The sequence below is a fragment of the Streptomyces sp. NPDC046465 genome, assembly GCF_040646035.1.
Classification (GTDB): Bacteria; Actinomycetota; Actinomycetes; order Streptomycetales; family Streptomycetaceae; genus Streptomyces.
The window spans coordinates 83,048-106,065 of the sequence record NZ_JBEYZK010000001.1 but is presented as its reverse complement, the minus strand read 5'-3'; the positions used below and the strand labels follow the sequence as shown (position 1 = coordinate 106,065).

Here is a 23,018-nt window from a genome sequence, read left to right as displayed (position 1 = left end):
ACCCGCCGTACCCGGGGCGGAGTTGCCCCCACGGCACTCCGTCCCCGGACCATCATCGCGCGCCCGCGCCCCGCGTCAGTGCGCGGCCTCGTACTCCTTCAGGAACTCCTCGGCGGCCCGCTTGCCGCCCTGCGCCTGCCACTTCTGGTGGATGCCGTCCCAGTCGGAGAGCTTCTTGCGGCCGGAGACGATCGCCGTCACGCCGTCCTCGATGATCTGCTGCATCGTGGCGCCCTGCCGGTTGTACGTCTGTGACATCAGGCCCCAGTGGTCGTCGGGCACGAGGAGCGGGACGACCTTCTTCTCCCACGCGTGCAGCCGCTTCGTGAGGTCGGGGAAGCCGGGGAAGTACAGCGGCTGCGGCGCGTCCATGAGGTAGGGGAAGGGCAGGTTGGTCTTGGAGTCGACCAGGCCGACCTCGGTGGCGACCGGGTCGCCGTCCTTGTTGTACGTGAAGTGGGTGCCCTCGACTCCGTAGTGCATCAGCTCGTACTCCTTCGAGCCGAACGGCGAGGCGAGCCAGTTCAGTACGCGCAGCATCAGCTCGACGCGGTCCTTGGACGCCTTCTTGATGACGGTGTAGCCGAAACAGCCGCGGTTCTGCTGGTAGACGGGTGTCGCACCATCCACCGCGTAGGGCTCGGCGACGTCCAGGGTGAACTCGTCCTTGATGCCCTGGGCGTTGGAGATGACGGCGCCCCAGCCGTCCGTCATGGAGCGGACGGTGCCGTTGTAGAACTGCGTCTTCAGGTCCACCTGGGAGATCGAGGTGGCGTCGGAGTTGTACGAGCCGTCCTTGCGCAGCGTGGCCATATATTCCAGGGCGGCCTTGAACGCGTCGGTCCCGAACATGTCGGTGGCCTTGCCGCCCTTGATCTGCCACTGGTTGGGCGCGCCGTGCCACATCGCGTGGTAGAGGTAGCCGAAGAAGCCCACCGAGGACCCGCCGAGCGCGGACTTCCTGCCCTGCGAGGCGTCCTGGGCCATCGACCGGAAGTCGGGCGCGGACATGCCCGGCTTGTACCCGGCCTTGTCGAACGCCTCGCGGTTGATGAACATCGCGCCCTGCACCTTGGCGCGTTCGATCGGCAGGCCGTAGAGGCGCCCGGAGATGCGGCCCATGCCCTCGTAGGCGTACGTGGGGATGTTGGCGAGGTTCGGGTAGTCCTTGACCGCGTCGCCCGACAGGTGCTCGCTCAGGTCGGCGCACCGTGCCTGCACGAACTGCGCTTCGCGCGGCAGGACGTACCCGCCGCCAAAGTTGATCATGTCGGGCAGGTCGTCGCCCGACATCAGCGTCGACATCTTCGCGCGGAAGTCCGCGTCCGGCACGACGGTGAACTCGACCTCGACGCCCAGCGCTTCGTTGACGGCCTGCCAGTACTTGTTGTCGCCGACCGGCTTCGGCGGGGTGCCGTAGGTGATGGTCATGACCTTGATCTTCTGCTTGCCGGTGCCCGGCTTCTCGGCCGTCGCCCGCACCAGCTTCTCCGGGTACTTCGTGTACCCGGGCTGCACGCCCTCGGTGGTCGGCGCGAGGTCCGGGGTGGGGCCCTTCGCCGGGGTGTACGTCGGCCAGGGCGTCACCTTCTTGCCCGCGTTGGAGACGTTGCCGCCGCCGCTGGAGTCGGTCGAGCAGGCGGTCAGGACGGACGGGGCGGCCAGGGCGGCGCCGCCGACGGCTATGGAGCGGAGCAGCGTGCGCCGCGACATCGAGGAACCGGACACGTGAATGAGCCCTTCTGAACGACGGGTTGACGACGGATCGGGTGGCAGCTCAGCTCTTGATGGCGCCGGTGAGCACGCCCTTGGTGAAGTACTTCTGCAGGAAGGGGTAGACGAGCAGGATCGGCACGGTGGCGATCACCAGGACGGCCATCTGCGTCGTCTGCGGGGCGGAGACCAGACCGGCCTCGCTCAGTCCGGTGTCGGCGATCTGGGAGCCGCCGATGACGTACGTACGCAGGACCTGGGAGAGCGGCCAGTGGCCGGACTCCATGTAGACCGAGGCATGGAACCAGGCGTTCCAGTAGCTCACCGCGTAGAAGAGCGAGACCACGGCGAGCGCCGCCTTGGACAGCGGGAGAACGATCCGCCACAGGATGTGCCAGTCACCGGCCCCGTCGAGCCTGGCGGCCTCGTACAGCTCCTCGGGTATCCCCTGGAAGAAGCCGCGCAGCACGATCAGATTGAAGACGTTGATGAGGACGGGCGCGATGAGAGCGGCATACGTGTCCATCATCCCCATCCCCTTGACCAGCAGAAACGCGGGGATCATGCCGGGCGGGAAGAGGAAGGTGAACAGGATGAGCAGCAGCACCGGCTTGCCGCCGAAGACGCCGGGGCGGGCCAGGGCGTACGCGAGGAAGGTGGTGCACGCGAGCGAGAAGAGCGTGCCCACGACGGTGAGGCCGACGCTGATGCCGAGCGCCTTGGTGACGATGCCGCCGTCGAGGATGGTCCGGTAGGCGCGCAGGGTCGGATCGCTCGGCCAGAGCACCCAGCCGCCGTTGTCCACGACCTCCCGGTTGGAGGCGAGCGACGTCGAGACGATGACGAGGAAGGGAATCAGCACGAGCCCGAGGATGACGAGGACCGCCACGGCCTTGGCGGCCTTGGTCGCGAACCGGGGCTTCTCCATCCAGGCGGGCCTGGTGACGTGACCGGTACTCACTTGTAGACCCCCTGTTCGCCGAGCCGGTGGGCGATCCGGTTGGCGGTGAAGACGAGCGCGGCGCCGACGACGCCCTTGAACAGACCGGCGGCCGCCGCGTATCCGGTGTCGCCGCCGACGATGCCCTGCCAGAAGACGAAGGTGTCGAGCACCTCGCCGACCTCCGGGCCGACCGACTGCCGCTGCAGCAGCATCTGTTCGAAGCCGACGGAGAGGATGTCGCCGAGCCGCATGATCAGCAGCAGGATGACGATGGGCCGGATGCTGGGCAGCGTGACGTGCCAGAAGCGGCGCCAGGGCCCGGCCCCGTCGATCGCCGAGGCCTCGTACAGCTGCTCGTCGACCTGCATCAGGGCGGCGAGGAAGATGATCGTCCCCCAGCCTGCGTCCTTCCAGATCACCTCGATGACGACGAGCGGCTTGTACGCGTCCGGATTGCCGATGATGTCGACGGTGTGCAGCCCGGAGTCGCTCAGGAAGGTGTTCAGCAACCCCGTGTCGCTGAGCACCTGCTGGAAGAGCGCGACCACGACGACCCACGACAGGAAGTGCGGCAGATAGATCACGGACTGCGTGAAGCGGCGCAGCAGGTCCGAGGTCAGGCTGTGCAGGAGCAGCGCGATGGCGAGCGGCGCGGGGAAGAAGAAGACCAGCTGCAGCACGGCGATGAAGAGGGTGTTCCACGTCGCGTGCCAGAAGTCCGGGTCGCCGAACATCCGCGAGAAGTTCTCGGTGCCGACCCACGGGCTGGCCCACAGGCCGTCGAAGGGGACGTACTCCTTGAAGGCCACCGCGTTGGCGACGAAGGCGCCGTAGTGGAAGACCAGGAAGTACACGAGCCCCGGCACCATGAGCAGCACCAGGACACGCGTGCGCTGAAACCGTTTCCACAGCTCACCACGGCCCGTTTTCTCACCACTTGACCCACTCTCGCGCCTGCCGGGCGGCTTCACCGCCTCGGTTTTCGCCCGGTCCTTCGTCACCGTCGGCACGGCAACCCCTCCGTCGTCGGAATAAGGTGCCCGGAATCTAAAGCGGTTACTGCGCCCGGTCAACCCCCCTCGCCTCGCTGTCTCTTGACCACGCTCCCGGATTGGTCCTAGCCTCCAGACGCTGGTTGGTAACCGGTTACTACGAGGGACGGTCACGCGTGGCAGATCAGGCAGAGCGGGTGGATCGGCGGGAGCGGGTGGATCGGCGGAGGGCGGATCGGCGGGAGCGGGCCGGTGAAGGGCCGCCGATCACGGCCCTGGCCATGGGCATCGAGGTCGCGGACCGCGTGTTCGCGCCGGACCTGCGCGAACGGCTCGCCCGCAGCGTGGAGTTGTCCCCGCTCCTGCTGTCGGGCACGCTCACCACGCCCGGGGCGCGGGCGGTCCTTGCCGAGACGGAAATCCTGGTCACGGGCTGGGAGTGCCCGCCCCTGACCCCGGAGATCCTCGCCGGAGCGCCCCGCCTGCGCGCGGTCGTCCACGCGGCGGGCTCGGTCAAGCCGATGGTGACGGACGCGGTCTGGGACCGCGGCATCGTGGTCTCGTCGGCGGCGGACGCCAACGCCGACCCGGTGGTGGCGTTCACGATCGCCGCGATCACCTTCGCGGCGAAGGGAGCGCTCTCGACCGCGGCGCGGTACGCGGCCGGGTGGCCGCCGTTCACCGGCCGGGCCGGAGCGGACGCCCGCACGATCGGCGTCATCGGGGCGTCCCGGATCGGCCGCCGGGTGATCGCGGCGCTGCGGGCGTCGGACACGGGGTGCCGCGTCCTGCTCACCGACCCCTACGTGAGCCCCGCGGAGGCGGCGTCGCTCGGCGTGGACCTGGTGGACCTGCCCGAGCTGTGCGAGCGCAGCAGCATCGTCACGGTGCACGCACCGCAACTACCCGAGACGCGCGGCCTGTTGAGCGAACAGATGCTGAAGCTGATCCCCGACGGCGGAGCCGTGATCAACACCGCGCGGGGCTCACTCGTCGACACGGAGGCGCTGGCGCGGGAGTGCGGGACGGGGCGCCTGGACGCGTTCCTCGACGTGACGGACCCGGAGCCGCTGCCGCCGGACCACGCACTCCTTCGCCTGCCGAACGTCCTGGTCACCCCGCACATCGCGGGGGCGCAGGGGAGCGAGGTGCGCCGCCTCGGGGAGTACGCGGTGGCGGAGGTCGAGCGGTTCGTGGCGGGGGCGGAGTTGCGGGGGCGGCTCCTGAGGGAGGAACTGGCGCGGCTGGCGTAGGGGCCGTCCGCCGGGCGGAGTTCCGCCGTGTGGGGGCCTCGCCCCGGGGCGCTTGTCCGGAGATCTTCCCGGGATTGTCCGTGATCTGTAACAGGCGGATCCCCCGGGCCTCATCTCTCGTCCTGCCAGGTGGTCACAGGGTGACCGGGGATCGGCGAGGGACAGGGCGAGAGGGGCGGGGCATGGCACGGCACAGCGGTGGGCGGGGCTGGTACGGCAAGATGATCGGGGCGGCGCTGGGGGTGACGATGCTCGCCACCGGCGCCTCCGTGTGGACCGCGCAGGCCGGTTCGAAGGGTGACGCCTCGTCGGAGGCGACCGCGCCCGCGCCGGGCAGCGCCGCCAAGCCGGTCTCGACGGCCATCGCGCACGCCTCGGAGAAGGGGAAGGGCGCCGTCAACCTCACCATCGACGACGGCCCCGACCCCAGATGGACCCCTCAAGTGCTCGACGTGCTGCGGGAGTACGACGTGAAGGCCACGTTCTGCATGGTGGGCGGGCAGGCCCAGGCCCACCCGGACATGGTGAAGAAGGTCGTCGCCGCGGGCCACCGGCTGTGCGACCACACGGTGTCGCACAACACCGGCATGGACAAGGACACCAACGCCTACCAGTCCCAGCAGATACTCGACGCCGAACGCATGATCACCAAGGCGTCCGGTGGCGTGCGGCCGATGTACTACCGCGCGCCCGGTGGCGCCTTCACCCCCTACAGCCGCAAGCTCGCCGCCTCCCGGGGCATGCGCCCGCTGGGCTGGAACGTGGACACCAAGGACTTCGAACGCCCGGGTACGGACGCGATCGTCGCCACGGTCGAGCGGGAGCTGTCCAACGGACCCACGCTCCTCTTCCACGACGCGGGCGGCGAGCGCACCCAGACCGTCGAGGCCCTGCGCCGGCTCATCCCGCGGCTCAAGGAGCAGGGCCACACCTTCGGCTTCCCGGTGCGCTGAGAGCCTGTTCTCGAACCCCCGGCCCGGCGCCGCCTCACGGCTTGGCGCCGCCTCAGGGCTTGGCGCCGCGGGCCTTCAGCAACGTCGCCATCAGCTCGATCTCGGACTCCTGCGACTCCACCATGCCCCGGGCGAGGCGCCGTTCCGCGGGCACCTCGCACCGGTCGACGCAGCCCTGAGCCATGTGCACCCCGCCCCGGTGGTGCCGCGTCATCAACTGCAGGTACAGCACCTCGGCCTTGTCACCGCTCAGCTTCCCGAGCCGCTTGAGCTCCGCCCCCGTGGCCATCCCCGGCATCAGCGCCCCGTCCTCGCCCGGCGGCATGTCGCCCATGCCCATCCACTCCATGGGCGCGCCCTCCGGAACCTTCGGCAGCTCCCACAGGTCCAGCCAGCCGAGCAGCATGCCCCGCTGGTTGGCCTGGGTCTGCGCGATGTCGTACGCGAGGCGCCGCACCTCTTCGTCCTCGGTGCGGTCCCGCACGATGTACGACATCTCCACGGCCTGCTGATGGTGGACGGCCATGTCCTGCGCGAAGCCCGCGTCGGCCGACGACGTCGCGGGCGAGCCGCCGGAGTCGGAGTCCGTGGCGGCCACCGCCGCCGTGATGCCGCCCGCGGCGACGACCGCCGCCGCGACGCCACCGACCAGCCAGTTCGTACGCCGCCTCACGTCACACCCCACCTCACCGCGCCCACCGCGCCCACTGCCTTCACCGTGCTCACTGCGCGAGGCCGTTCGTGCACGCCGCCCCCGGCTCCGGGGTCTGCTTGCCCTGGACGTACGTGGAGAAGAACTCCTTGACCTTCGGGTCGTCCGCGCCCGAGACCGTCCGCTGGTGCGCCCACGCGCTCAGCATGACGGGGTCCTTCTGGTCCTCGACCGGGCTCATCAGCGAGTACGGCGTGGCCTTGACCTTCGCCTCGAGCTTCTTCAGGTCGGCCGGCTTCGCCTTGGCGTTGTACGTGACCCAGACGGCGCCGTGCTCCAGGGAGTGCACGGCGTTCACCTCCGGGATCGCCTTCTTGTAGACATCGCCGTTGCAGTTCATCCACACCTGATTGTGGTCCCCGCCGACGGGCGGCGTCATGGGGTAGTCCACCTTCTTGGTGACGTGCGTACGGCCGAGCTTGCCCCAGACCTTCTCGCCGTCGGAGGTGACCTTGTACTTCGAGCCCTTCGCGTCGTCCGTCGATCCCGAGTCGTCGGACGCCTTGTCGAAGAGGAAGAAGCCGCCCACGCCGAGCGCCGCGACGACGACCGCGCTGACGGTGATCGTCAGGGCCCGGCCCCGGCGATCACGTGCGCGCTCTGCCCGGCGCATCTCCTCTATCCGGGCCTTGCGGGAAGCGTTGCTCGTGTTCTTGGCGGAACCCATGGTGTGTCCTTCTGCGGAAAGGGACGGACGGGACGACGAACGAGTCCGCTGATCGTAATGCGAGGGAGGGCGGTACTACAGGGCGTCCTCCCTGCGGAGCGTCCTCGACATTCATGGCGCCGGATGATTTGAGCCGGAGATGCGCATTACCTACGCTCGACGGCATGCGGCTCATGCGATCGACCGACCTGGCGCTGCGCACGCTCATGCGCCTGGCCGTGGCGAAGGGGGCGGCCCCCACGACGCGTGAGGTGGCCGCCGACATGGCGGTGCCCTACACCCACGAGACCAAGGTGGTCGCCGAGCTCCAGAAGCTGGGCCTTCTCGAGGCCCGCCGGGGCAGGGGCGGCGGGCTCGCGCTGACGGAGGCGGGCCGCACCGCGTCGGTCGGCGCCCTTGTGCGGTCCTTCGAGGGCACGGGTGACGTGGTGGACTGCGAGGGCGGCACGCCGTGCCCGCTGAACTCGGCGTGCCGCCTGCGGGACGCGCTCCGCAGGGCGCAGGAGGCGTTCTACGCCTCGCTCGACCCGCTCACGGTGGCGGACATCGTGGCGGCGCCGACGGGCGGCCTCCTGCTGGACATCACGGTCCGGGGCACGAACTGAGCCACAGGTCGGGCCCGAACACCTCGTAGTGGATGTCGGCGGGAGCGACCCCACGCCCGATCAGCTGGGCCCGTACGGCCCGCATGAAGGGCAGCGGCCCGCACAGGTACGCGCGCGTGCCCGCCGGAACCGCCGGGAGCGCCGCCAGGTCCACGCGCCCCGTCAGGGCGGCGGGGTGCCCGGCGTCCGGCCGCTCGTAGAAGAAGTGGGTGCGGGCGTCCGGGAGCTTGGCGGCGTACGCCTCGTGGTCGGCGCGCAGCGCGTGCCCGGCGGGGGAGCGGTCGGCGTGCACGACGGTGACGGGCGCGCGGTGCCCGGCGTCGGCGAGCTGCTCCAGCATGGCGATCATCGGAGTGACGCCGATGCCCGCGGAGGCGAGCAGCAGCGGAACGTCGGTGTCCGCCGCGTCGAGGACGAGGTCCCCGTACGGCGGGGAGAGCCGCAGCACGTCGCCGGCCCGCACGCGCGCGTGCAGGTGGTTCGAGACCTCCCCTTCGGGTGCCGCGTGGGCCCCGGCGACCCCTCGCACCCGCTTCACGCTGATCTGCCGCACCTCAGAGCCTCGGCCGACGCCGCCGGACAGGCTGTACTGCCGTATCTGCCGTGCCCCGTCGTCCAGTTGGACCTGTACGGACACGTACTGCCCCGCGCGGAAGTCCGGGGCGGGCGCGCCGTCCAGGGGGCGCAGCCTGAAGGTGGCGACGTCGGCGGTCTCCTCGACGCGCTCGACGACCTCCCACTCCCGCGGGCCGGGGGCGTCCGCCGTGACGCCGTGCGCGGCGTAGAGCCGGGCCTCGATGGCGACGAGGGCGTTGGCCATGAGCCAGTAGACGTCGTCCCAGGCGGCGGCCACCTCGGGCGTGGCCGCGTCGCCGAGCACCTCGGCGATGGCCGCGAAGAGGTGGTGACGCACGGTCTCGTACTGGCCGGGGGTCACGCCGAGCGAGGCGTGCTTGTGCGCGATGCGGCTCAGGAGCACGTCGGGCCGCTCGTCGGGGTGGTCCACCAGGTGGGCGGCGAAGGCGGCGATCGATCCCGCCAGGGCCCGGCGCTGGGTCCCCGCTGCCTGGTTGCCGCGGTTGAACAGGTCCTTGAGGAGCTCCGGATGCGCCGTGAAGAGCCGGTCGTAGAAGCGCTCGGTGATCTCGTCGATGGCCGCTCCGACGGTGGGAAGCGTGGCGCGGACGGTCGCGGCTGACTGCTCGGACAGCAACGTGGACTCCTCAAGGGCTAAAGGGCCAAAGGGCTCAAGGGCTCAAGGGCTAAAGGGCTAAAGGGCTCAAGGGCGAAGAGGTACGGGGGGTTTGCGCCCCCGTTGTCTGTTTCGGGCTCCAAATTAGCATCTGAGATGCAAGTTATAGCGAGGGGGCGCCGGACGGCGCGGACCGGACGAGGCACCCGCCGCCGTTACAGCCGCGCCGTCGAGCAGGCACTATGGGCAGGGAGCGGCACGTGGCACAGCTCGGAACGCCGCGGTACGGCTCGGGACGCCGCGGCGCGGTCTCCGCAACGCGCACGAAACCGAGTAATGGGATGCTCGTGTGCCCGGTGCGTCCCGGGAGCCGGGTGAAGGTGGCCTGACCAGCAAGGATGGGTGGAAGCGGAAGATGGACAAGCAGCAGGAATTCGTGCTCCGTACGTTGGAGGAGCGCGACATCCGGTTCGTACGCCTGTGGTTCACGGATGTCCTCGGCTTCCTGAAGTCGGTGGCCGTGGCCCCTGCCGAGCTGGAACAGGCCTTCGACGAGGGCATCGGCTTCGACGGCTCGGCGATCGAGGGCTTCGCCCGGGTGTACGAATCGGACATGATCGCCAAGCCGGACCCGTCGACGTTCCAGGTGCTGCCCTGGCGCGCGGAGGCCCCCGGCACCGCCCGCATGTTCTGCGACATCCTGATGCCGGACGGCTCCCCGTCCTTCGCCGACCCGCGCTATGTCCTCAAGCGCGCCCTGGCCAAGACCTCCGACCTGGGCTTCACCTTCTACACCCACCCCGAGATCGAGTTCTTCCTCCTGAAGAACAAGCCGCTGGACGGCTCGCGGCCCACCCCCGCCGACAACTCCGGCTACTTCGACCACACCCCGCAGAACGTGGGCATGGACTTCCGCCGCCAGGCCATCACGATGCTCGAATCCATGGGCATCTCGGTGGAGTTCAGCCACCACGAGGGCGCGCCGGGCCAGCAGGAGATCGACCTGCGGTACGCGGACGCGCTCTCCACGGCGGACAACATCATGACCTTCCGCCTGGTCATGAAGCAGGTCGCCCTCGAACAGGGCGTCCAGGCCACCTTCATGCCCAAGCCGTTCTCCGAGCACCCCGGCTCGGGCATGCACACGCACCTCTCCCTCTTCGAGGGCGACCGCAACGCGTTCTACGAGTCCGGCGCCGAGTACCAGCTCTCCAAGGTCGGCCGCTCCTTCATCGCGGGCCTGCTCAAGCACGCCGCGGAGATCTCCGCCGTCACCAACCAGTGGGTGAACTCCTACAAGCGCATCTGGGGCGGCTCCGAGCGCACGGCGGGCGCGGGCGGCGAGGCCCCCTCGTACATCTGCTGGGGCCACAACAACCGCTCCGCGCTGATCCGCGTCCCGATGTACAAGCCGGGCAAGACGGGCTCCGCCCGCGTCGAGGTCCGCTCCATCGACTCCGGCGCCAACCCCTACCTGACGTACGCGGTGCTGCTCGCCGCCGGTCTCAAGGGCATCGAGGAGGGCTACGAACTCCCGCCCGGCGCCGACGACGACGTATGGGCGCTGCGGGACGCGGAGCGCCGCGCCCTTGGCATCGAGCCGCTGCCGCAGAACCTGGGCGAGGCGATCGCCCTGATGGAGAAGTCCGAACTGGTCGCCGAGACGCTCGGCGAGCACGTCTACGACTTCTTCCTGCGCAACAAGAAGCAGGAGTGGGAGGAGTACCGCTCCGAGGTCACGGCCTTCGAGCTGCGGAAGAACCTGCCGGTGCTGTAGGCGGGGCGCAGACGTGTCGGGTCCGAGCGTGCATCAACTGCCGCCCACATGCGGCACATACGTTCGGGCGCCTGGTGTCCGTGCAGGTGGGGAGGGGTTCCGGGGCGGCCCCGGTCGCGGCTGAACCGCGCCGGAGCCGTGTGAGTGGGGTAGGAGTGCATCAACCCCGCGGGCGCCTCGGATCTAGTGCCACGATGTCCCAACGGGTGCCTGTCGGCGCCCAGTTGACCTTGCAGTCCATGACTGTACCGGGCGCGACATCCCGGGCACTTCGAGATCCAGAGGTACCTCATGCGCACACACCGGCGGCCGACCTGTGCCACGCCGATCAGGCCGAAGCCCTCCATCCGTCCGGACGGCCGCCAGACCGTCATCGTCATCGTGGTTCTGGTCCTCGGCGCCGCCCTGGCGCTCGCCGGAACGCCCGTCGCCGTCCTGGCCGAAACCCTGACGGCCTGCGGTCTGATCGGCGCCCAACTGGCTCGCCGCGCTCAGTCCGCGCCGACCGGAATGTGACCGGGCGGGCCGTGGCGCGCCCGGAGCAGCCGGTCTCCACCTCCAATCCCGGCCTGGCGAAGCTCGTGGAGTGGCTGCGTGCCCACCGTCGGGCGGTGGGTCTGACCCACCGGGAGATGGCGGAGAAGTCCGGGTACGCCTTCTCCGCCACCACGTACTCCCGTGCCGCGAGCGGGAACCGGATCCCCCGCCTGCCGGTGGTGGAGGCGTACGCACGGACCTGCGGGGCTCCGGTCGGGCAGGCGCGGCGGCTGTGGCAGGCCGCCCGGTACGCCGAGCACCGGCGGAAGTACCCGCGGGCGGGCGTCCCCAGACCGGACCGGGTCTATGACCGGAACGGTCTCAACCACGCGCTGCAGGAGCTCTATTACAAGGCGGGGGCGATCCCCGTGGACGAGATGGAGCGCCGGGCCGGTGCGCACGGAGAGCTGCCGCACAGCACGGTGCTGCGGATGCTGTCGGGCAAGTCCATGTTCGACCTCTCCCAGCTCGTGGCCTTTCTGCGGGTGTGCGATGTGACCGACGGCGTCGAATGGGGGCGCTGGCGCAGTGCCTGGCACCGCGCGAGCCGGCACCAGGAGGTGGAGCGGATGGGGCGGCGCCTGGCCCGGCTGCACGAGGCGTCGGCGCGCAGCCGCCGAACCGCCCGCGACCAGGACCCCGCGGCCCGGAGCGCCCCGACCCACTGGGAGCCCCGGAGCCTTCCCTATCCCTCCGTGGGTCTCGCGATGCCACGCAATCGGTGAGCGCCGCATGGCGGCGCCCCGGTGCTCGGACTCAGAGCTTCGGCACGATCGCCTCCCGCAGCGATGTGGTCGCGCGGACCCGGTACTCCTGGATCGACCAGCCGTTGCCGTCCGGGTCCGAGAAGTACATGAACGTGGCGCCGTCCTGCGGGGCGTGCTCGATCGGCTCGGTGATGTCCAGGCCGCGGGCGACGAGCTCGGCGTGCGCGGCCTTGGCGTCGGGCACGCACAGCTGGAGGCCCTGATAGCTCCCGGCGGCCGGACGCGGCCCGCGGACCGACTCCCAGATCGTGTCCCCCAGGGCGATGGAACAGCCCGAACCCGGCGGGGTCAGCTGGACGATGCGCATGCCCGGCATGACCTCGGTGTCGATGTCGACGTGGAAGCCCAGCTTGTCGCGGTAGAACTCCATGGAACGGTCGATGTCGCTGATGGGCAGCGGGATCACTTCGAGTGTGTATTCCATGACCCGCAGTACACCAGGGCGCCGGGCCCCTGTCAGCGCCCCCGACGCGGTGTCCCCGCGCAAGGAGGCTCCGCACGCGCCGAGTGCGTGGGTCAGGCCGTAGGCTCGGGCCGAGGAGTGATCGAACGGAGGCTCGGCATGACGGTGCCGCAAGGACGACGGAGCAGTACGTTCACCCGGCTGCTGCGGCACGGCTTCACCGACCCGTCCACCGCGGAGCGGCTCCTCGACGACCCGGCGCTGAGCGCCGTGCGCGACGACCCGCTGCTCCTGGACGCGCTCGGCGCCACCGCCGACCCCGACCTGGCGCTCCTCGGCCTCGTCCGGCTCGTGGAGGGCCAGGAGGGCGACCTCGACCGGCGGGAGCTGCTCGACACCCTCGTCACCGCGAAGCCCCTGCGCGACCGCCTCCTCGCCGTCCTCGGCGCCTCCGAGGCGCTCGCCGACCACCTGGCCAGGCACCCCAGGGACTGGCGGGCCCTCGTCACGTACGAATCGGCCGATCTGCACCCCGGCGTGGCGGAGTTCGAGCGGGGTCTCGGCGAGGCGGGCGACCCGGTCTCGCTGCGCGTCGCCTACCGTCGCTGCCTGCTCTCCATCGCGGCGCGCGACGTGTGCGGCACGACGGACGTCGCCGAGGCGGCGGCCGAGCTCGCGGACCTCGCGACGGCGACGCTGCGGGCGGCGCTCGCCATGGCCCGCGCGGCGGCGCCCGGCGACGCCGCGCAGTGCAGGCTCGCGGTCCTCGCGATGGGCAAGTGCGGCGGCCACGAGCTCAACTACGTCTCCGACGTCGACGTCATCTTCGTCGGCGAGGCGGTCGACGGCGCCGACGAGGACGAGGCGATCCGGGCGGCGACCCGGCTCGCCTCGCACATGATGCGGATCTGCTCCGAGACGAACGTCGAGGGCACGATCTGGCCCGTCGACGCGAACCTCCGCCCCGAGGGCAGGAACGGCCCCCTGGTGCGCACCCTCTCCAGCCATCTCGCGTACTACCAGCGCTGGGCGAAGACCTGGGAGTTCCAGGCGCTGCTCAAGGCCCGCCCGGTCGCGGGCGACCTCGCGCTCGGCGAGGAGTACGTCGCCACGCTCGCGCCCCTCGTCTGGCACGCCGCCGAGCGCGAGAACTTCGTGCCCGACGTGCAGAAGATGCGCCGCAGGGTGATCGAGAACATCCCGGCGGGGGAGGTCGACCGCGAGCTCAAGCTCGGGCCCGGCGGGCTGCGGGACGTCGAATTCGCCGTGCAGATGCTGCAGTTGGTGCACGGGCGCAGCGACCCCTCGATCCGGAGCGGCTCAACGCTGGTGGCGCTCCAGGCGCTCGGCGCGGGCGGTTACGTGGGGCGCGTGGACGCCGCCCAGCTCGACGACGCGTACCGCTTCCTGCGCTCCCTCGAACACCGCATCCAGCTCTACCGGCTGCGCCGCACCCACCTCGTCCCCGAGGGTGACGCGGACCTGCGGCGCATCGGCCGCTCCCTGGGCATGCGCACCGAGCCGATCACCGAGCTCAGCCGGGCCTGGAAGCGGCACACCTCCGTGGTGCGCCGCCTGAACGAGAAGCTCTTCTACCGCCCGCTGCTCGACGCCGTCGCCCAACTCGCCCCGGGCGAGGCCCGGTTGAGTACGGCGGCGGCCCGCGAACGCTTCGTCGCCCTCGGGTACGCGGACCCGAGCGCCGCGCTCAGGCACCTGGAGGCGCTGGCCTCCGGGGTCTCCCGCAAGGCGGCCATCCAGCGCACCCTGCTGCCCGTCCTGCTCGGCTGGTTCGCCGACTCCGCCGACCCGGACGCCGGGCTCCTCGGCTTCCGCAAGGTGTCCGACGCGCTCGGCAAGACCCCCTGGTACCTCCGGCTGCTCAGGGACGAGGGCGCGGCGGCCGAGAACCTCGCCCGTGTCCTGTCCGCCGGGCGCCTCGCCCCCGACCTGCTGCTCCGCGCCCCCGAGGCGGTCGCCCTGCTCGGCGACTCCCGCGGTCTCGAACCCCGCGGCCGCGGCCCCCTCGACCAGGAGATCCTGGCGGCGGTGCGCCGCGCGGACGGTGCGGAGCAGGCCGTGACGGCGGCGCGCGGCGTGCGCCGCCGCGAGCTGTTCCGTACGGTCGCGGGGGACATCATCGGCTCGTACGGCACGGAGGAGAGCCCCGCCGAGGCCGACCCCGGCGCGCTGGTCGACCGGGTGGGCGACGCGGTCTCCGACCTGACGGCCGCCACCATCGCGGGCACCCTGCGCGCGGTCGTCCGGGAGGGCTGGGGCGACACGCTCCCCACTCGCTTCGCGGTCATCGGCATGGGCCGCTTCGGCGGCCACGAGCTGAGCTACGGCTCGGACGCGGACGTCCTGTTCGTACACGAACCGCGCGAGGGCGCCGACGAACAGGAGGCGGCGAAGGCTGCGGCCAAGGTCGTCTCCGAGATGCGCAGGCTGCTCCAACTCCCGTCCGCCGACCCGCCGTTGCTCATCGACGCGGATCTGCGCCCGGAGGGCAGGAGCGGCCCGCTGGTGCGCACCCTGCGCTCGTACGGGGCGTACTACCGCCGCTGGTCCCTCGTCTGGGAGTCCCAGGCGCTGCTGCGGGCCGAACCCGTCGCGGGCGACGCGGAGCTCGGCAGCGCCTTCATCGAGCTCATCGACCCTCTGCGTTATCCGGTGGAGGGGCTCGGCGATGACGCGGTCCGGGAGATCCGCCGCCTCAAGGCCCGTATGGAGGCGGAGCGGATGCCGCGCGGCGCGGACCCGACGCTCCACACCAAGCTGGGCCGCGGCGGCCTCTCCGACGTCGAGTGGACCGTCCAGCTCCTGCAGTTGGAGCACGGCTGGGCCGAGCCGGGGCTGCGCACGACCCGTACCCGCGAGGCCCTCGCGGCGGCCTGCGCGGCGGAGCTGATCCCGACGGACGAGGCGGCGATCCTCGACGAGGCGTGGGTCCTCGCCGCGCGGGTGCGCAACGCGGTGATGCTGGTGCGCGGCAGGGCGGGTGACACGTTCCCCTCCGACGGTCGTGAACTGGCCGCCGTCGCACGGTACTTGGGGTACGACACGGGACACGTGGGTGACATGCTGGACGACTACCGGCGGATCACGCGGCGGGCGCGGGCAGTGGTGGAGGAGCGGTTCTACGGGGCGGCGTGAGCCCGGTCGCACAGGGCCGCGTGAGCGCGTCACCAGGGCCGCCCGGCGCCCCGGCTGTCTGATCGTGCACCGAACCCTGCCCTTGCGCACCTGGCCCGGCACCCGCTCCGTGACGTATCCAGGAAGAGTTCGAGTCCGTCTGCCTGGAGGCCGCCATGCGTGCCCGCGAAACCGCCCGACCTGCTGATGGGGAGAGGGCCGGCCGCGTACCGGCCCGTTCCGCCGGGGCCCCGGCGAGCGTGGGGACCATGTCCGCCGAGGAGGTCCGTGCGCTGCAGCGCACGGCGGGGAACGCCGCCGTCGTCGAGGCCGTGCAGCGCTCCGCCGTCCACGACGTGCTCCGCAGCGGCGGCCGCCCCCTCGACGCCGGTACCCGTACCGACATGGAGGCGCGCCTCGGCGCGGACTTCTCCGACGTCCGCATCCACGACAACAGCGCCGCGAAGGACTCCGCGGCCGAGGTCGGCGCCCGCGCCTACACCTCCGGCAGCCACGTCGTCATCGGCGACGGCGGGGCGGACCGGCACACACTCGCCCACGAGCTGACGCACGTCATCCAGCAGCGGCAGGGCCCCGTCGCCGGCACCGACAACGGCAGCGGCCTGCGGGTGTCGGACCCGTCCGACCGCTTCGAGCGCGAGGCCGAGGCCAACGCCCACCGGGTCCTGTCCGGACCAGCGCCCGAGGCCCACGCCGAAGCGGCGGTCCAGCGCGCCACCGCCTCCTCGCACGCGCCCGACGTGCAGCGCGCGACCGCCCTCCAGCGGGTCAACGACACCCAGCTCGGGCCCCGGGTCGACTGGGACCGCCTGCTGAACATCATCGTCGGCCAGGACCGCAGCCTCGGCGGGTTCCAGTTCGGCTCCGACTGCCGCAACAACGGCGGCAACAACCTCATCTCCCGGCCCGTCACGGTGACCGTGAGCGACGGCGGCACGACGGCCCAACTGGCCGTCCACCTCAACGTCATGCTCACCAGCGGCGGCGAGGTCAGGGACCGCAGTACGGGCGAATCCTCGGCGACGATCAAGGGCTCGCTCTTCCACCTGACGGCCCGCCCGGTGGCCGGCCAGAACCGGATCCACGAGGCCGGCGCCTCCAGCCTCACCGCGGAGGAGTCCATCCACGTGGGCCGCAACAACGCCAAGGGCTGGAACAACCGGTCCGGCAACACCGCGGAGCTCGCGCGCGGCGTCGGCGTCTCGGCGGAGGCGCTGATCGCCACGCTGGAGGCCAAGTACCCGCTGAGCGGCATACAGGGACTGATCGACGGCTTCAAGAAGGACGTCGGCCGCGCGGTGGTCCACGGCCTCGCCCCCGAGGTCGTCCACGTGAAGTGGGACGGCGACGAGTCGTTCAGCTAGGCCCGTCGGCCGGCGGCATGGTCTCCGCGTCCTCGACGGCCACCTCGCGCGCCAGCGCGTACGGCATCGCGCCGTACCAGAGGCGGGCCACCAGGAACCCGAAGGCCAGGCAGATCATGCCGCCGACCGCGTCGAGCCAGAAGTGGTTGGCCGTGGCGACGATCACGATGAGCGTCGCGGTGGGGTAGAGCAGGCCGAGGACCTTCACCCACGGCACCGACGCCAGGGCGAAGATGGTCAGGCCGCACCACAGGGACCAGCCGATGTGCATCGACGGCATCGCCGCGTACTGGTTCGACATGCTCTTGAGGTCGCCCGACGCCATCGAGCCCCACGTCTGGTGGAACACCACGGTGTCGATGAAGTGCGTGCCGTTCATCAGGCGCGGCGGCGCCAGCGGGTACAGGTAGTAGCCGACCAGGGCCACCGCCGTCGTCGCGAAGAGGACCAGGCGCGTCGCCGCGTACCGGCCGGGGTGTTTGCGGAAGAGCCACACCAGAACGCCGAGCGTCACCACGAAATGCAGCGTCGCGTAGTAGTAGTTCATGCCGACGATGAGCCATGTCACCGAGTCGACGGCATGGTTGACGCTCTGCTCGACCGCTATGCCCAGGTGGTGCTCGACGCGCCAGATCCAGTCGGCGTTGTCCAGCGCCTGCGACTTCTGTTCCGGCACGGCGTTGCGGATCAGTGAGTACGTCCAGTAGCTCACCGCGATCAGCAGGATCTCGAACCAGAGGCGGGGGCGGCGGGGCGTACGGAGGCGGCGGAGACGGCGTGCGAAACTCCGCCCATTGCGGGCGTCACGCTCGCCCGCGACGGGTGATGAAGCGGGGCTCTGTCGGCCCTCCAGTGTCGTCACGGTCTTCTCACCCATAGGGACAGAGTCTGCCAGATCCACATCCTTCGACCGATCATCCCCTGGTCGGGTTCGGGCCGCATTGTCTACGCCACAGGAACGAGGCCGCCATCCGCGTGTGGCCCTTGGGGCGCCTGGGGCGTCTGGGGCCCGAAGACCGCACCGGCCGTGGCTCAGGCCGCCCACCAGACCGTCGTATCCGCCGGGAGGACGGTCCTGCCCGCGCCCGGCCCGACGTCCGCGCTCGCGAGCAGCAGGGTGCCGGGGGTGGGCAGCGACAGGGGCGACGCAGTGAGGTTCACCGTGCAGACGAACGAGCCGCCCCGGCCGGTGCGGCGGAAGGCGAGCACGCCCTCGGGCGAGGGCAGCCACACGATGTCGCGGCCCGCGCCGAGGGCCGGGTGGGCGCGGCGCACGGCGAGCGCGCGCCGGTAGAACTCCAGCGTGGAATCCGGGTCGCCGGTCTGCGCCGCCACCGAGAGGCCCTGCCAGGAGTCCGGCTGCGGCAGCCAGCTCGGGCCGCCCTCGGCGGGCCCGAACCCGAACGGCGCCCGCCGCCCGGACCACGGCAGCGGCACCCGGCACCCGTCCCGCGTGCCGTCCTGCCCGGCGCCGCGGAAGAACGCCGGATCCTGCCGCACCTCGTCGGGCAGCTCGGTGACCTCGGGCAGGCCGAGCTCCTCGCCCTGGTAGAGATAGGCGGAGCCGGGCAGCGCCAGCATCAGCAGCGTGGCCGCCCGCGCCCGGCGCAGGCCGCGGGCCGCGTCGCCGTCGCCGTCGCCGTCGGCGAAGCGCGTGGCGTGTCGTACGACGTCGTGGTTGGAGAGCACCCAGGTGGCGGGCGCGTCCACGGCGTTCATCGCGGTGAGGGAGCGGTCGATGACGGCGCGCAGCGCGGCGGCGTCCCAGTCCGTCGTCAGGTACTCGAAGTTGAACGCCTGGTGCAGCTCGTCGTGGCGCAGGTACCGGGCGCTGCGCTCGACCGTCGGGGTCCACGCCTCGGCGACGGCGATGCGCTCCGCACCGCCGTACTCCGCCAGGATCCGGCGCCAGTCGCGGTAGATGGCGTGCACGCCGTCCTGGTCGAAGTAGGGCACCTCCTGCTTGCCGAGCAGCTTGACCTGCTCGCCGTGGCCGATGTCCGGCAGGCCCGAGGCCTTGACCAGGCCGTGTGCGACGTCGACGCGGAATCCGTCGACCCCGAGGTCGAGCCAGAAGCGCAGCACGGAGCGGAACTCCTCGTGCACGGCGGGGTGGTCCCAGTTGAAGTCCGGCTGCTCGGGCGCGAAGAGGTGGAGGTACCACTCGCCGTCCTCGACGCGGGTCCAGGCGGGGCCGCCGAAGACGGACTCCCAGTCGTTCGGCGGGAGTTCGCCGTCGGGGCCCTTGCCGGGGAGGAAATGAAAGCGGTCGCGGACCGGTGCGCCAGGGCCCTCCCGCAGCGCCTGGAGAAACCACTCGTGCCGGTCCGAGCAGTGGTTGGGCACGATGTCGAAGATGACGCGCAGACCGAGGGCGTGCGCCTCGCGGATGAGGGCGTCGGCGTCGGTGAGGGTGCCGAACATCGGGTCGACGGCGCGGTAGTCCGCCACGTCGTACCCCGCGTCGGCCTGCGGCGACGCGTAGAAGGGGGAGAGCCAGACGGCGTCCACGCCGAGGTCGCGCAGGTGCGGCAGGCGGGCGGCGATGCCGGGCAGGTCGCCCATGCCGTCGCCGTTCCCGTCGGCGAAGCTGCGCGGATAGACCTGGTAGATGACGGCGTCGCGCCACCACTGCGGTGCGGGAGCGGAGCCGGGGGCGGCGGGCGCGGCGGTCACGTTCTGCGTCATGAAGTCCCTTGGAGATGCGGGGAGTTACGTGGGCGAAGGGGCCGGAGGCGGCCGGGGACCGCGGTGGGGTCCGGCGCCGCGGGCGGCGCCGGTGGCGGACCGGACACGCTGGTGAACGCCGCGCGGAACGTGAAGGTCACGAAGCGGAACGTGAAGGTCACGAACGTGTCCGCCGCACCGGCGGTAGTGGTCCGGTGCCTTCGCGCGGGCGGGCCGCGGGAACACGGGCACCTGGCGCCCCGGGCGCCGCTCGGGCGCAGATCCTATCGTCAAGCACACGGCCCACGGCGAAAGTTCCGGGATCTTCACCGGTCCCGGTCGCAGCGGCCTCGTCGCCTCCCGCAGCGCCCGTCGGAGCGCTAATTTGGTCGGACAGGCCCAACGGGGGTCTGTCCCACCAGCCCCAAAGGGGCCCCGCGTGAGCGTCCACGGCAAGGCAGGCACCACGATCCTGGTGGTAGACGACGTCGCCGCCAGCCGGTACGCACTGGGCGCGGTCCTGCGCAGGGACGGCCACCGCGTCGTTCTCGCCGCCACCGCGAGCGAGGCCCTCATCGAGCTCGACGTGCGCGGGCGGGCCGGGCTACTGCCCGACGTGGCGCTCGTCGACGTCGGGCTGCCCGACATGAGCGGCTTCGAACTGTGCCGCCGCATGAAGGAGACGCCCCCTTTCGCCGCCCTGCCCGTCGTGCACTTCTCGGCGGCGTGGACCGCCCCCGCCGACCGCTGCCGCGGCCTCGACGCGGGCGGCGAGTCCTATCTGATGGTGCCCGCCGAACCGGAGGAGATCCAGGCCGTCGTGCGCGCGGCCGCCCGCGGCGCGCGCCACCGCTGCGACGCCGAGGCACAGGCCGGACACCTGACCCGGCTCGCGGAGACCATCGTCGACGTGCAGTCGGCCCGCTGCCCGCGCGAGCTCGCCGAGGCCGCCGCGGCCGGTACGGCCCGCCTCACCCACGGCCCGGCGGCCGCGTTCGTCCTCGGCGACGACGGCGAGCTCCACCGGGGCCTGTCGCGGCGCAGAGCCGCCGTCGCGCTGCCCGACGACGGCGCGCACACGGCGGTCGTCCACCTGATCGAGCGCGGCATGTCGGGCCGCGTCGGCGTGCGGGACACCGTCGTGCCCGCGCCCCTGTGGCCGCCCGGCTTCTTCCACGCCGAGCCGTCCGCGGGCCCCCGCCTCCCCGAGGACGCCCGGCTGACCCTGGCCCGCGCCCGCGAGGGCTGCGCGCCCGTCTGCCTCGCCACCCCCGCGTACGCCCGAAGGCTCCTCCCCGACACCGGGCGGCTCGTGGCGCGCCTCGCCCACGCCACCGCGGTCGCCGCCGAACGCCTGCTCATGTACGAGATGGAGCGGCACATCGCCCTGACCCTGCAGCGCAGCTTCCTGCCGGCACACGTGCCGCAGACGCCCGGCACCGAAGTCGTCGTCCGCTACGAACCCGCCTCCCGCGACACGGAGATCGGCGGCGACTTCTACGCCGCTCTCGGCACCTCCCAGGGCCTGCTCACCGGCATCGGCGACGTCGTCGGCCACTCCCTGGAGGCGGCCACCGTGATGGTCGAGATCCGGCACGCGCTGCGCGCCTACTGCGTCGAGGACCCCGACCCCGGCAGGCTCGCGAGCCGCCTCGACAGAATGCTCCAGCGCTACCACCCCGAGGTGACGGCCACCCTCTGCCTTGCCCTCACCGACCCGGCCGACGGACGCACCCGCGTCGCCAACGCCGGGCACATCCCGCCCCTCGTCGTCGGCGACGACGGCACCGCCGCCTACCTCCGCGCGAGCGGCCCGCTGCTCGGCCTCGGCCTGGACAGGCCCGAGCCCACCGAGACGGTCCTGCGCCCCACCGACCGGCTCCTCATGGTCACCGACGGGCTCATCGAGACCCGAGGCACGGACCTCGCGGTCTCCATGGAGCACCTGCGCACGGTCGCGGCCGACGCGCCGCCCGGCGTCACGCCCCTCTGCGACACGCTGCTCACCTGCCTCGGCCACGACCGCGAGGACGACATCGCGCTGCTCGCGATGCGGCTGCGCGCGGAGGCGCTCTAGCCGAGCGGCCTCTCCAGGAGCAGCACCGCGTACAGGCTTCCGTCCGCGGCGCGTTTGTCCGGCAGCTTTCCGACGACCGTGTAGCCCGCCTTCTCGTAGTACGTGCGCAGCCGCGGGTTGGTCTCCACGCAGTCCAGCCGGGACAGGGAGCGGCCCGCCGCGGCGATCCGCCGCTCGGCGTCCGCGAGGAGTCCGCGGCCCGTTCCCGCGGGGGCGCCGCGGCGCGTCATCAGCCGGTGCACGTAACCGGCCACCGGGGGCTGCACGCCCCACGCCTGCTCGTCGGACCACCACAGTTCGTACGCGCCGAGGGCGTTCCCCGGCCCGTCGTGGGCGAGCCACACCTCTGCCGAGGCGGACCGGAGCAGCCGGCGGAAGTGCCGCTCGTCCCTGCCGCCCGGCGTCCACTGGGTGATGCCCTGCGCCAGCATCCAGCGGGCCGCGCCGTCGTAGAGGGAGACGAGCGTGCCGAGGTCGTCGTCCGTCGCCGGGCGGACGGTGAGCGGTGCGGTGGTCATGGGGCGAGCGTCACCAGCCGCTCGATCAGCTCGGCGAACGGGCCGTCGGCCGGTTCCGAGGCGAGGATGCCGCGCAGCAGCGTCGCCATCTCCGGGTCGTACGCGGCGCTCACCGCGGTCAGCGCGGCGAAGTCGTGCACCAGCTGCAACTCCAGCTCCGCGCGCGGGATGCGGCGGCCGTCGAGCCAGATCAGCGCCGTCGCCTCGGCGAGCGATATCCAGGAGCGCACCACGAGTTCGAGCCGGGCGGGCGCGTCCGTGATGCCCAGATGGTTAAGGATCTGGTCGTACGCCGCCTGCCGCACCGAGTCGATCAGTGCGTTCGTCGTCGACGCGGCCTCGTGCGCGTAGGCACCGCCTGCCGAGACCGCGGGGCCGCCCCGCATCAGCGCGGAGAAGCCGGGCCCGTGCTCGTCGACGAAGTCGAGGAAGCGCCGCATCACCCGCAGCAGCCGCGCGCCGAGCGGCCCTTCGCGCGGCTCCACGAACCGGCCGGCCAGATCCTCCGCCGCCCGGCGCAACGCCGCCTCGTACAGGCTGAGTTTGCCGGGGAAGTAGTGGTAGACCAGCGGGCGGGAGATGCCCGCGGCCGCTGCTATCTCGTCGATGGAGACGTCGTCCGGCGAGCGGTGGCTGAACAGTTCGAGCGCGACCCCGATCAACTGCTCCCGCCGCTCCTCCACACCCATCCTGCGGCGCACCCCGGTTGTCATGCGAACACC

At 71.7% G+C, this 23,018-nt stretch carries 20 protein-coding genes; 9 read left to right on the top strand and 11 right to left on the bottom strand.

The features are described from left to right. Positions 1 to 75: 75 nt before the first annotated feature. The 3 genes from ABZ953_RS00480 to ABZ953_RS00470 are packed head-to-tail and all read right to left on the bottom strand — an operon-like array spanning position 76 to position 3,525. Positions 76 to 1,728 carry an extracellular solute-binding protein gene (locus ABZ953_RS00480; RefSeq protein WP_361714313.1) on the bottom strand — a complete coding sequence of 551 codons (1,653 nt, stop codon included), beginning with the start codon at positions 1,726 to 1,728 and terminating at the stop codon, positions 76 to 78. 49 nt (positions 1,729 to 1,777) lie between these two features. Beyond that, a complete protein-coding gene (locus ABZ953_RS00475) occupies positions 1,778 to 2,641 on the bottom strand; it encodes a carbohydrate ABC transporter permease (RefSeq protein WP_361715571.1) in 864 nt (287 codons plus the stop codon). 29 nt (positions 2,642 to 2,670) lie between these two features. Beyond that, positions 2,671 to 3,525: an ABC transporter permease subunit gene (locus ABZ953_RS00470; protein ID WP_361714310.1), complete on the bottom strand. Its 855-nt coding sequence runs from the start codon at positions 3,523 to 3,525 to the stop codon at positions 2,671 to 2,673. Positions 3,526 to 3,824: 299 nt separating this feature from the next. Here ABZ953_RS00470 and ABZ953_RS00465 point away from each other — a divergent pair, with 299 nt between their 5' ends. Both ABZ953_RS00465 and ABZ953_RS00460 read left to right on the top strand, forming a co-directional pair. Then, the gene (locus ABZ953_RS00465) at positions 3,825 to 4,901 is read left to right on the top strand and encodes a hydroxyacid dehydrogenase (protein ID WP_361714307.1); all 1,077 of its coding nucleotides are present in this window, start codon (positions 3,825 to 3,827) and stop codon (positions 4,899 to 4,901) included. Between the two features lie 182 nt (positions 4,902 to 5,083). Next, positions 5,084 to 5,854 carry a polysaccharide deacetylase family protein gene (locus ABZ953_RS00460; protein ID WP_361714303.1) on the top strand — a complete coding sequence of 257 codons (771 nt, stop codon included), beginning with the start codon at positions 5,084 to 5,086 and terminating at the stop codon, positions 5,852 to 5,854. Between the two features lie 52 nt (positions 5,855 to 5,906). On the opposite strand, the gene ABZ953_RS00455 is transcribed toward ABZ953_RS00460, so the two are convergent. After that, on the bottom strand, positions 5,907 to 6,527 hold the full coding sequence (locus tag ABZ953_RS00455) for a DUF305 domain-containing protein (RefSeq protein WP_361714300.1): 621 nt from the start codon (positions 6,525 to 6,527) through the stop codon (positions 5,907 to 5,909). A gap of 49 nt (positions 6,528 to 6,576) precedes the next feature. After that, a complete protein-coding gene (locus ABZ953_RS00450) occupies positions 6,577 to 7,233 on the bottom strand; it encodes a DUF3105 domain-containing protein (protein WP_361714297.1) in 657 nt (218 codons plus the stop codon). Positions 7,234 to 7,397: 164 nt separating this feature from the next. On the opposite strand from ABZ953_RS00450, the gene ABZ953_RS00445 reads away from it, so the two are divergent. Further along, a complete protein-coding gene (locus ABZ953_RS00445) occupies positions 7,398 to 7,838 on the top strand; it encodes an Rrf2 family transcriptional regulator (RefSeq protein WP_361714294.1) in 441 nt (146 codons plus the stop codon). Here ABZ953_RS00445 and ABZ953_RS00440 read toward each other — a convergent pair. Next, positions 7,816 to 9,051, bottom strand: a complete 1,236-nt coding sequence (locus ABZ953_RS00440; protein ID WP_361714291.1) for a globin domain-containing protein — start codon at positions 9,049 to 9,051, stop codon at positions 7,816 to 7,818. The genes ABZ953_RS00445 and ABZ953_RS00440 overlap by 23 nt on opposite strands. A 394-nt stretch (positions 9,052 to 9,445) precedes the next feature. On the opposite strand from ABZ953_RS00440, the gene glnA reads away from it, so the two are divergent. From glnA to ABZ953_RS00425, 3 genes are all read left to right on the top strand, one after another. After that, the gene (gene glnA / locus ABZ953_RS00435; protein ID WP_361714288.1) at positions 9,446 to 10,807 is read left to right on the top strand and encodes a type I glutamate--ammonia ligase; all 1,362 of its coding nucleotides are present in this window, start codon (positions 9,446 to 9,448) and stop codon (positions 10,805 to 10,807) included. 291 nt (positions 10,808 to 11,098) lie between these two features. Next, a complete protein-coding gene (locus ABZ953_RS00430; RefSeq protein ID WP_361714285.1) occupies positions 11,099 to 11,323 on the top strand; it encodes a hypothetical protein in 225 nt (74 codons plus the stop codon). A gap of 11 nt (positions 11,324 to 11,334) precedes the next feature. After that, a complete protein-coding gene (locus tag ABZ953_RS00425) occupies positions 11,335 to 12,069 on the top strand; it encodes a helix-turn-helix transcriptional regulator (RefSeq protein ID WP_361714282.1) in 735 nt (244 codons plus the stop codon). Positions 12,070 to 12,100: 31 nt separating this feature from the next. On the opposite strand, the gene ABZ953_RS00420 is transcribed toward ABZ953_RS00425, so the two are convergent. Then, positions 12,101 to 12,535, bottom strand: coding sequence for a VOC family protein (locus tag ABZ953_RS00420; RefSeq protein WP_361714279.1), 435 nt, complete (start codon positions 12,533 to 12,535; stop codon positions 12,101 to 12,103). A 138-nt stretch (positions 12,536 to 12,673) separates the two neighbouring features. Here ABZ953_RS00420 and ABZ953_RS00415 point away from each other — a divergent pair, with 138 nt between their 5' ends. Beyond that, on the top strand, positions 12,674 to 15,670 hold the full coding sequence (locus ABZ953_RS00415; protein WP_361714276.1) for a bifunctional [glutamine synthetase] adenylyltransferase/[glutamine synthetase]-adenylyl-L-tyrosine phosphorylase: 2,997 nt from the start codon (positions 12,674 to 12,676) through the stop codon (positions 15,668 to 15,670). 248 nt (positions 15,671 to 15,918) lie between these two features. Then, positions 15,919 to 17,034, top strand: a complete 1,116-nt coding sequence (locus tag ABZ953_RS00410; protein ID WP_361714273.1) for a DUF4157 domain-containing protein — start codon at positions 15,919 to 15,921, stop codon at positions 17,032 to 17,034. Here ABZ953_RS00410 and ABZ953_RS00405 read toward each other — a convergent pair. Together ABZ953_RS00405 and ABZ953_RS00400 are read right to left on the bottom strand one after the other, a co-directional pair. Next, positions 17,027 to 17,911 (bottom strand): phosphatase PAP2 family protein, encoded by an 885-nt coding sequence (locus tag ABZ953_RS00405; RefSeq protein ID WP_361714270.1) that lies wholly within the window; start codon positions 17,909 to 17,911, stop codon positions 17,027 to 17,029. The genes ABZ953_RS00410 and ABZ953_RS00405 overlap by 8 nt on opposite strands. A 155-nt stretch (positions 17,912 to 18,066) precedes the next feature. Further along, a complete protein-coding gene (locus ABZ953_RS00400) occupies positions 18,067 to 19,722 on the bottom strand; it encodes a glycoside hydrolase family 13 protein (RefSeq protein ID WP_361714267.1) in 1,656 nt (551 codons plus the stop codon). Between the two features lie 418 nt (positions 19,723 to 20,140). On the opposite strand from ABZ953_RS00400, the gene ABZ953_RS00395 reads away from it, so the two are divergent. Further along, positions 20,141 to 21,778: a fused response regulator/phosphatase gene (locus tag ABZ953_RS00395; RefSeq protein WP_361714264.1), complete on the top strand. Its 1,638-nt coding sequence runs from the start codon at positions 20,141 to 20,143 to the stop codon at positions 21,776 to 21,778. On the opposite strand, the gene ABZ953_RS00390 is transcribed toward ABZ953_RS00395, so the two are convergent. Next, positions 21,775 to 22,296 carry a GNAT family protein gene (locus tag ABZ953_RS00390; protein WP_361714261.1) on the bottom strand — a complete coding sequence of 174 codons (522 nt, stop codon included), beginning with the start codon at positions 22,294 to 22,296 and terminating at the stop codon, positions 21,775 to 21,777. The genes ABZ953_RS00395 and ABZ953_RS00390 overlap by 4 nt on opposite strands. After that, a complete protein-coding gene (locus ABZ953_RS00385) occupies positions 22,293 to 23,009 on the bottom strand; it encodes a TetR/AcrR family transcriptional regulator (RefSeq protein ID WP_361714258.1) in 717 nt (238 codons plus the stop codon). Before ABZ953_RS00385 ends, ABZ953_RS00390 begins: the two co-directional genes overlap by 4 nt. Between the last annotated feature and the right edge of the window lie 9 nt (positions 23,010 to 23,018).

Bases quoted from the DNA above. Each gene is read 5' to 3' on its own strand.
- ABZ953_RS00385 (WP_361714258.1), bottom strand. From the start codon at position 23,009: ATGACAACCGGGGTGCGCCGCAGGATGGGTGTGGAGGAGCGGCGGGAG.
- ABZ953_RS00405 (WP_361714270.1), bottom strand. From the start codon at position 17,911: ATGGGTGAGAAGACCGTGACGACACTGGAGGGCCGACAGAGCCCCGCT.
- ABZ953_RS00390 (WP_361714261.1), bottom strand. From the start codon at position 22,296: ATGACCACCGCACCGCTCACCGTCCGCCCGGCGACGGACGACGACCTC.
- ABZ953_RS00450 (WP_361714297.1), bottom strand. From the start codon at position 7,233: ATGGGTTCCGCCAAGAACACGAGCAACGCTTCCCGCAAGGCCCGGATA.
- ABZ953_RS00475 (WP_361715571.1), bottom strand. From the start codon at position 2,641: ATGGAGAAGCCCCGGTTCGCGACCAAGGCCGCCAAGGCCGTGGCGGTC.
- ABZ953_RS00420 (WP_361714279.1), bottom strand. From the start codon at position 12,535: ATGGAATACACACTCGAAGTGATCCCGCTGCCCATCAGCGACATCGAC.
- ABZ953_RS00460 (WP_361714303.1), top strand. From the start codon at position 5,084: ATGGCACGGCACAGCGGTGGGCGGGGCTGGTACGGCAAGATGATCGGG.
- ABZ953_RS00410 (WP_361714273.1), top strand. From the start codon at position 15,919: ATGTCCGCCGAGGAGGTCCGTGCGCTGCAGCGCACGGCGGGGAACGCC.
- ABZ953_RS00400 (WP_361714267.1), bottom strand. From the start codon at position 19,722: ATGACGCAGAACGTGACCGCCGCGCCCGCCGCCCCCGGCTCCGCTCCC.
- ABZ953_RS00430 (WP_361714285.1), top strand. From the start codon at position 11,099: ATGCGCACACACCGGCGGCCGACCTGTGCCACGCCGATCAGGCCGAAG.
- glnA (WP_361714288.1), top strand. From the start codon at position 9,446: ATGGACAAGCAGCAGGAATTCGTGCTCCGTACGTTGGAGGAGCGCGAC.
- ABZ953_RS00415 (WP_361714276.1), top strand. From the start codon at position 12,674: ATGACGGTGCCGCAAGGACGACGGAGCAGTACGTTCACCCGGCTGCTG.
- ABZ953_RS00470 (WP_361714310.1), bottom strand. From the start codon at position 3,525: ATGGTGCCGGGGCTCGTGTACTTCCTGGTCTTCCACTACGGCGCCTTC.
- ABZ953_RS00445 (WP_361714294.1), top strand. From the start codon at position 7,398: ATGCGGCTCATGCGATCGACCGACCTGGCGCTGCGCACGCTCATGCGC.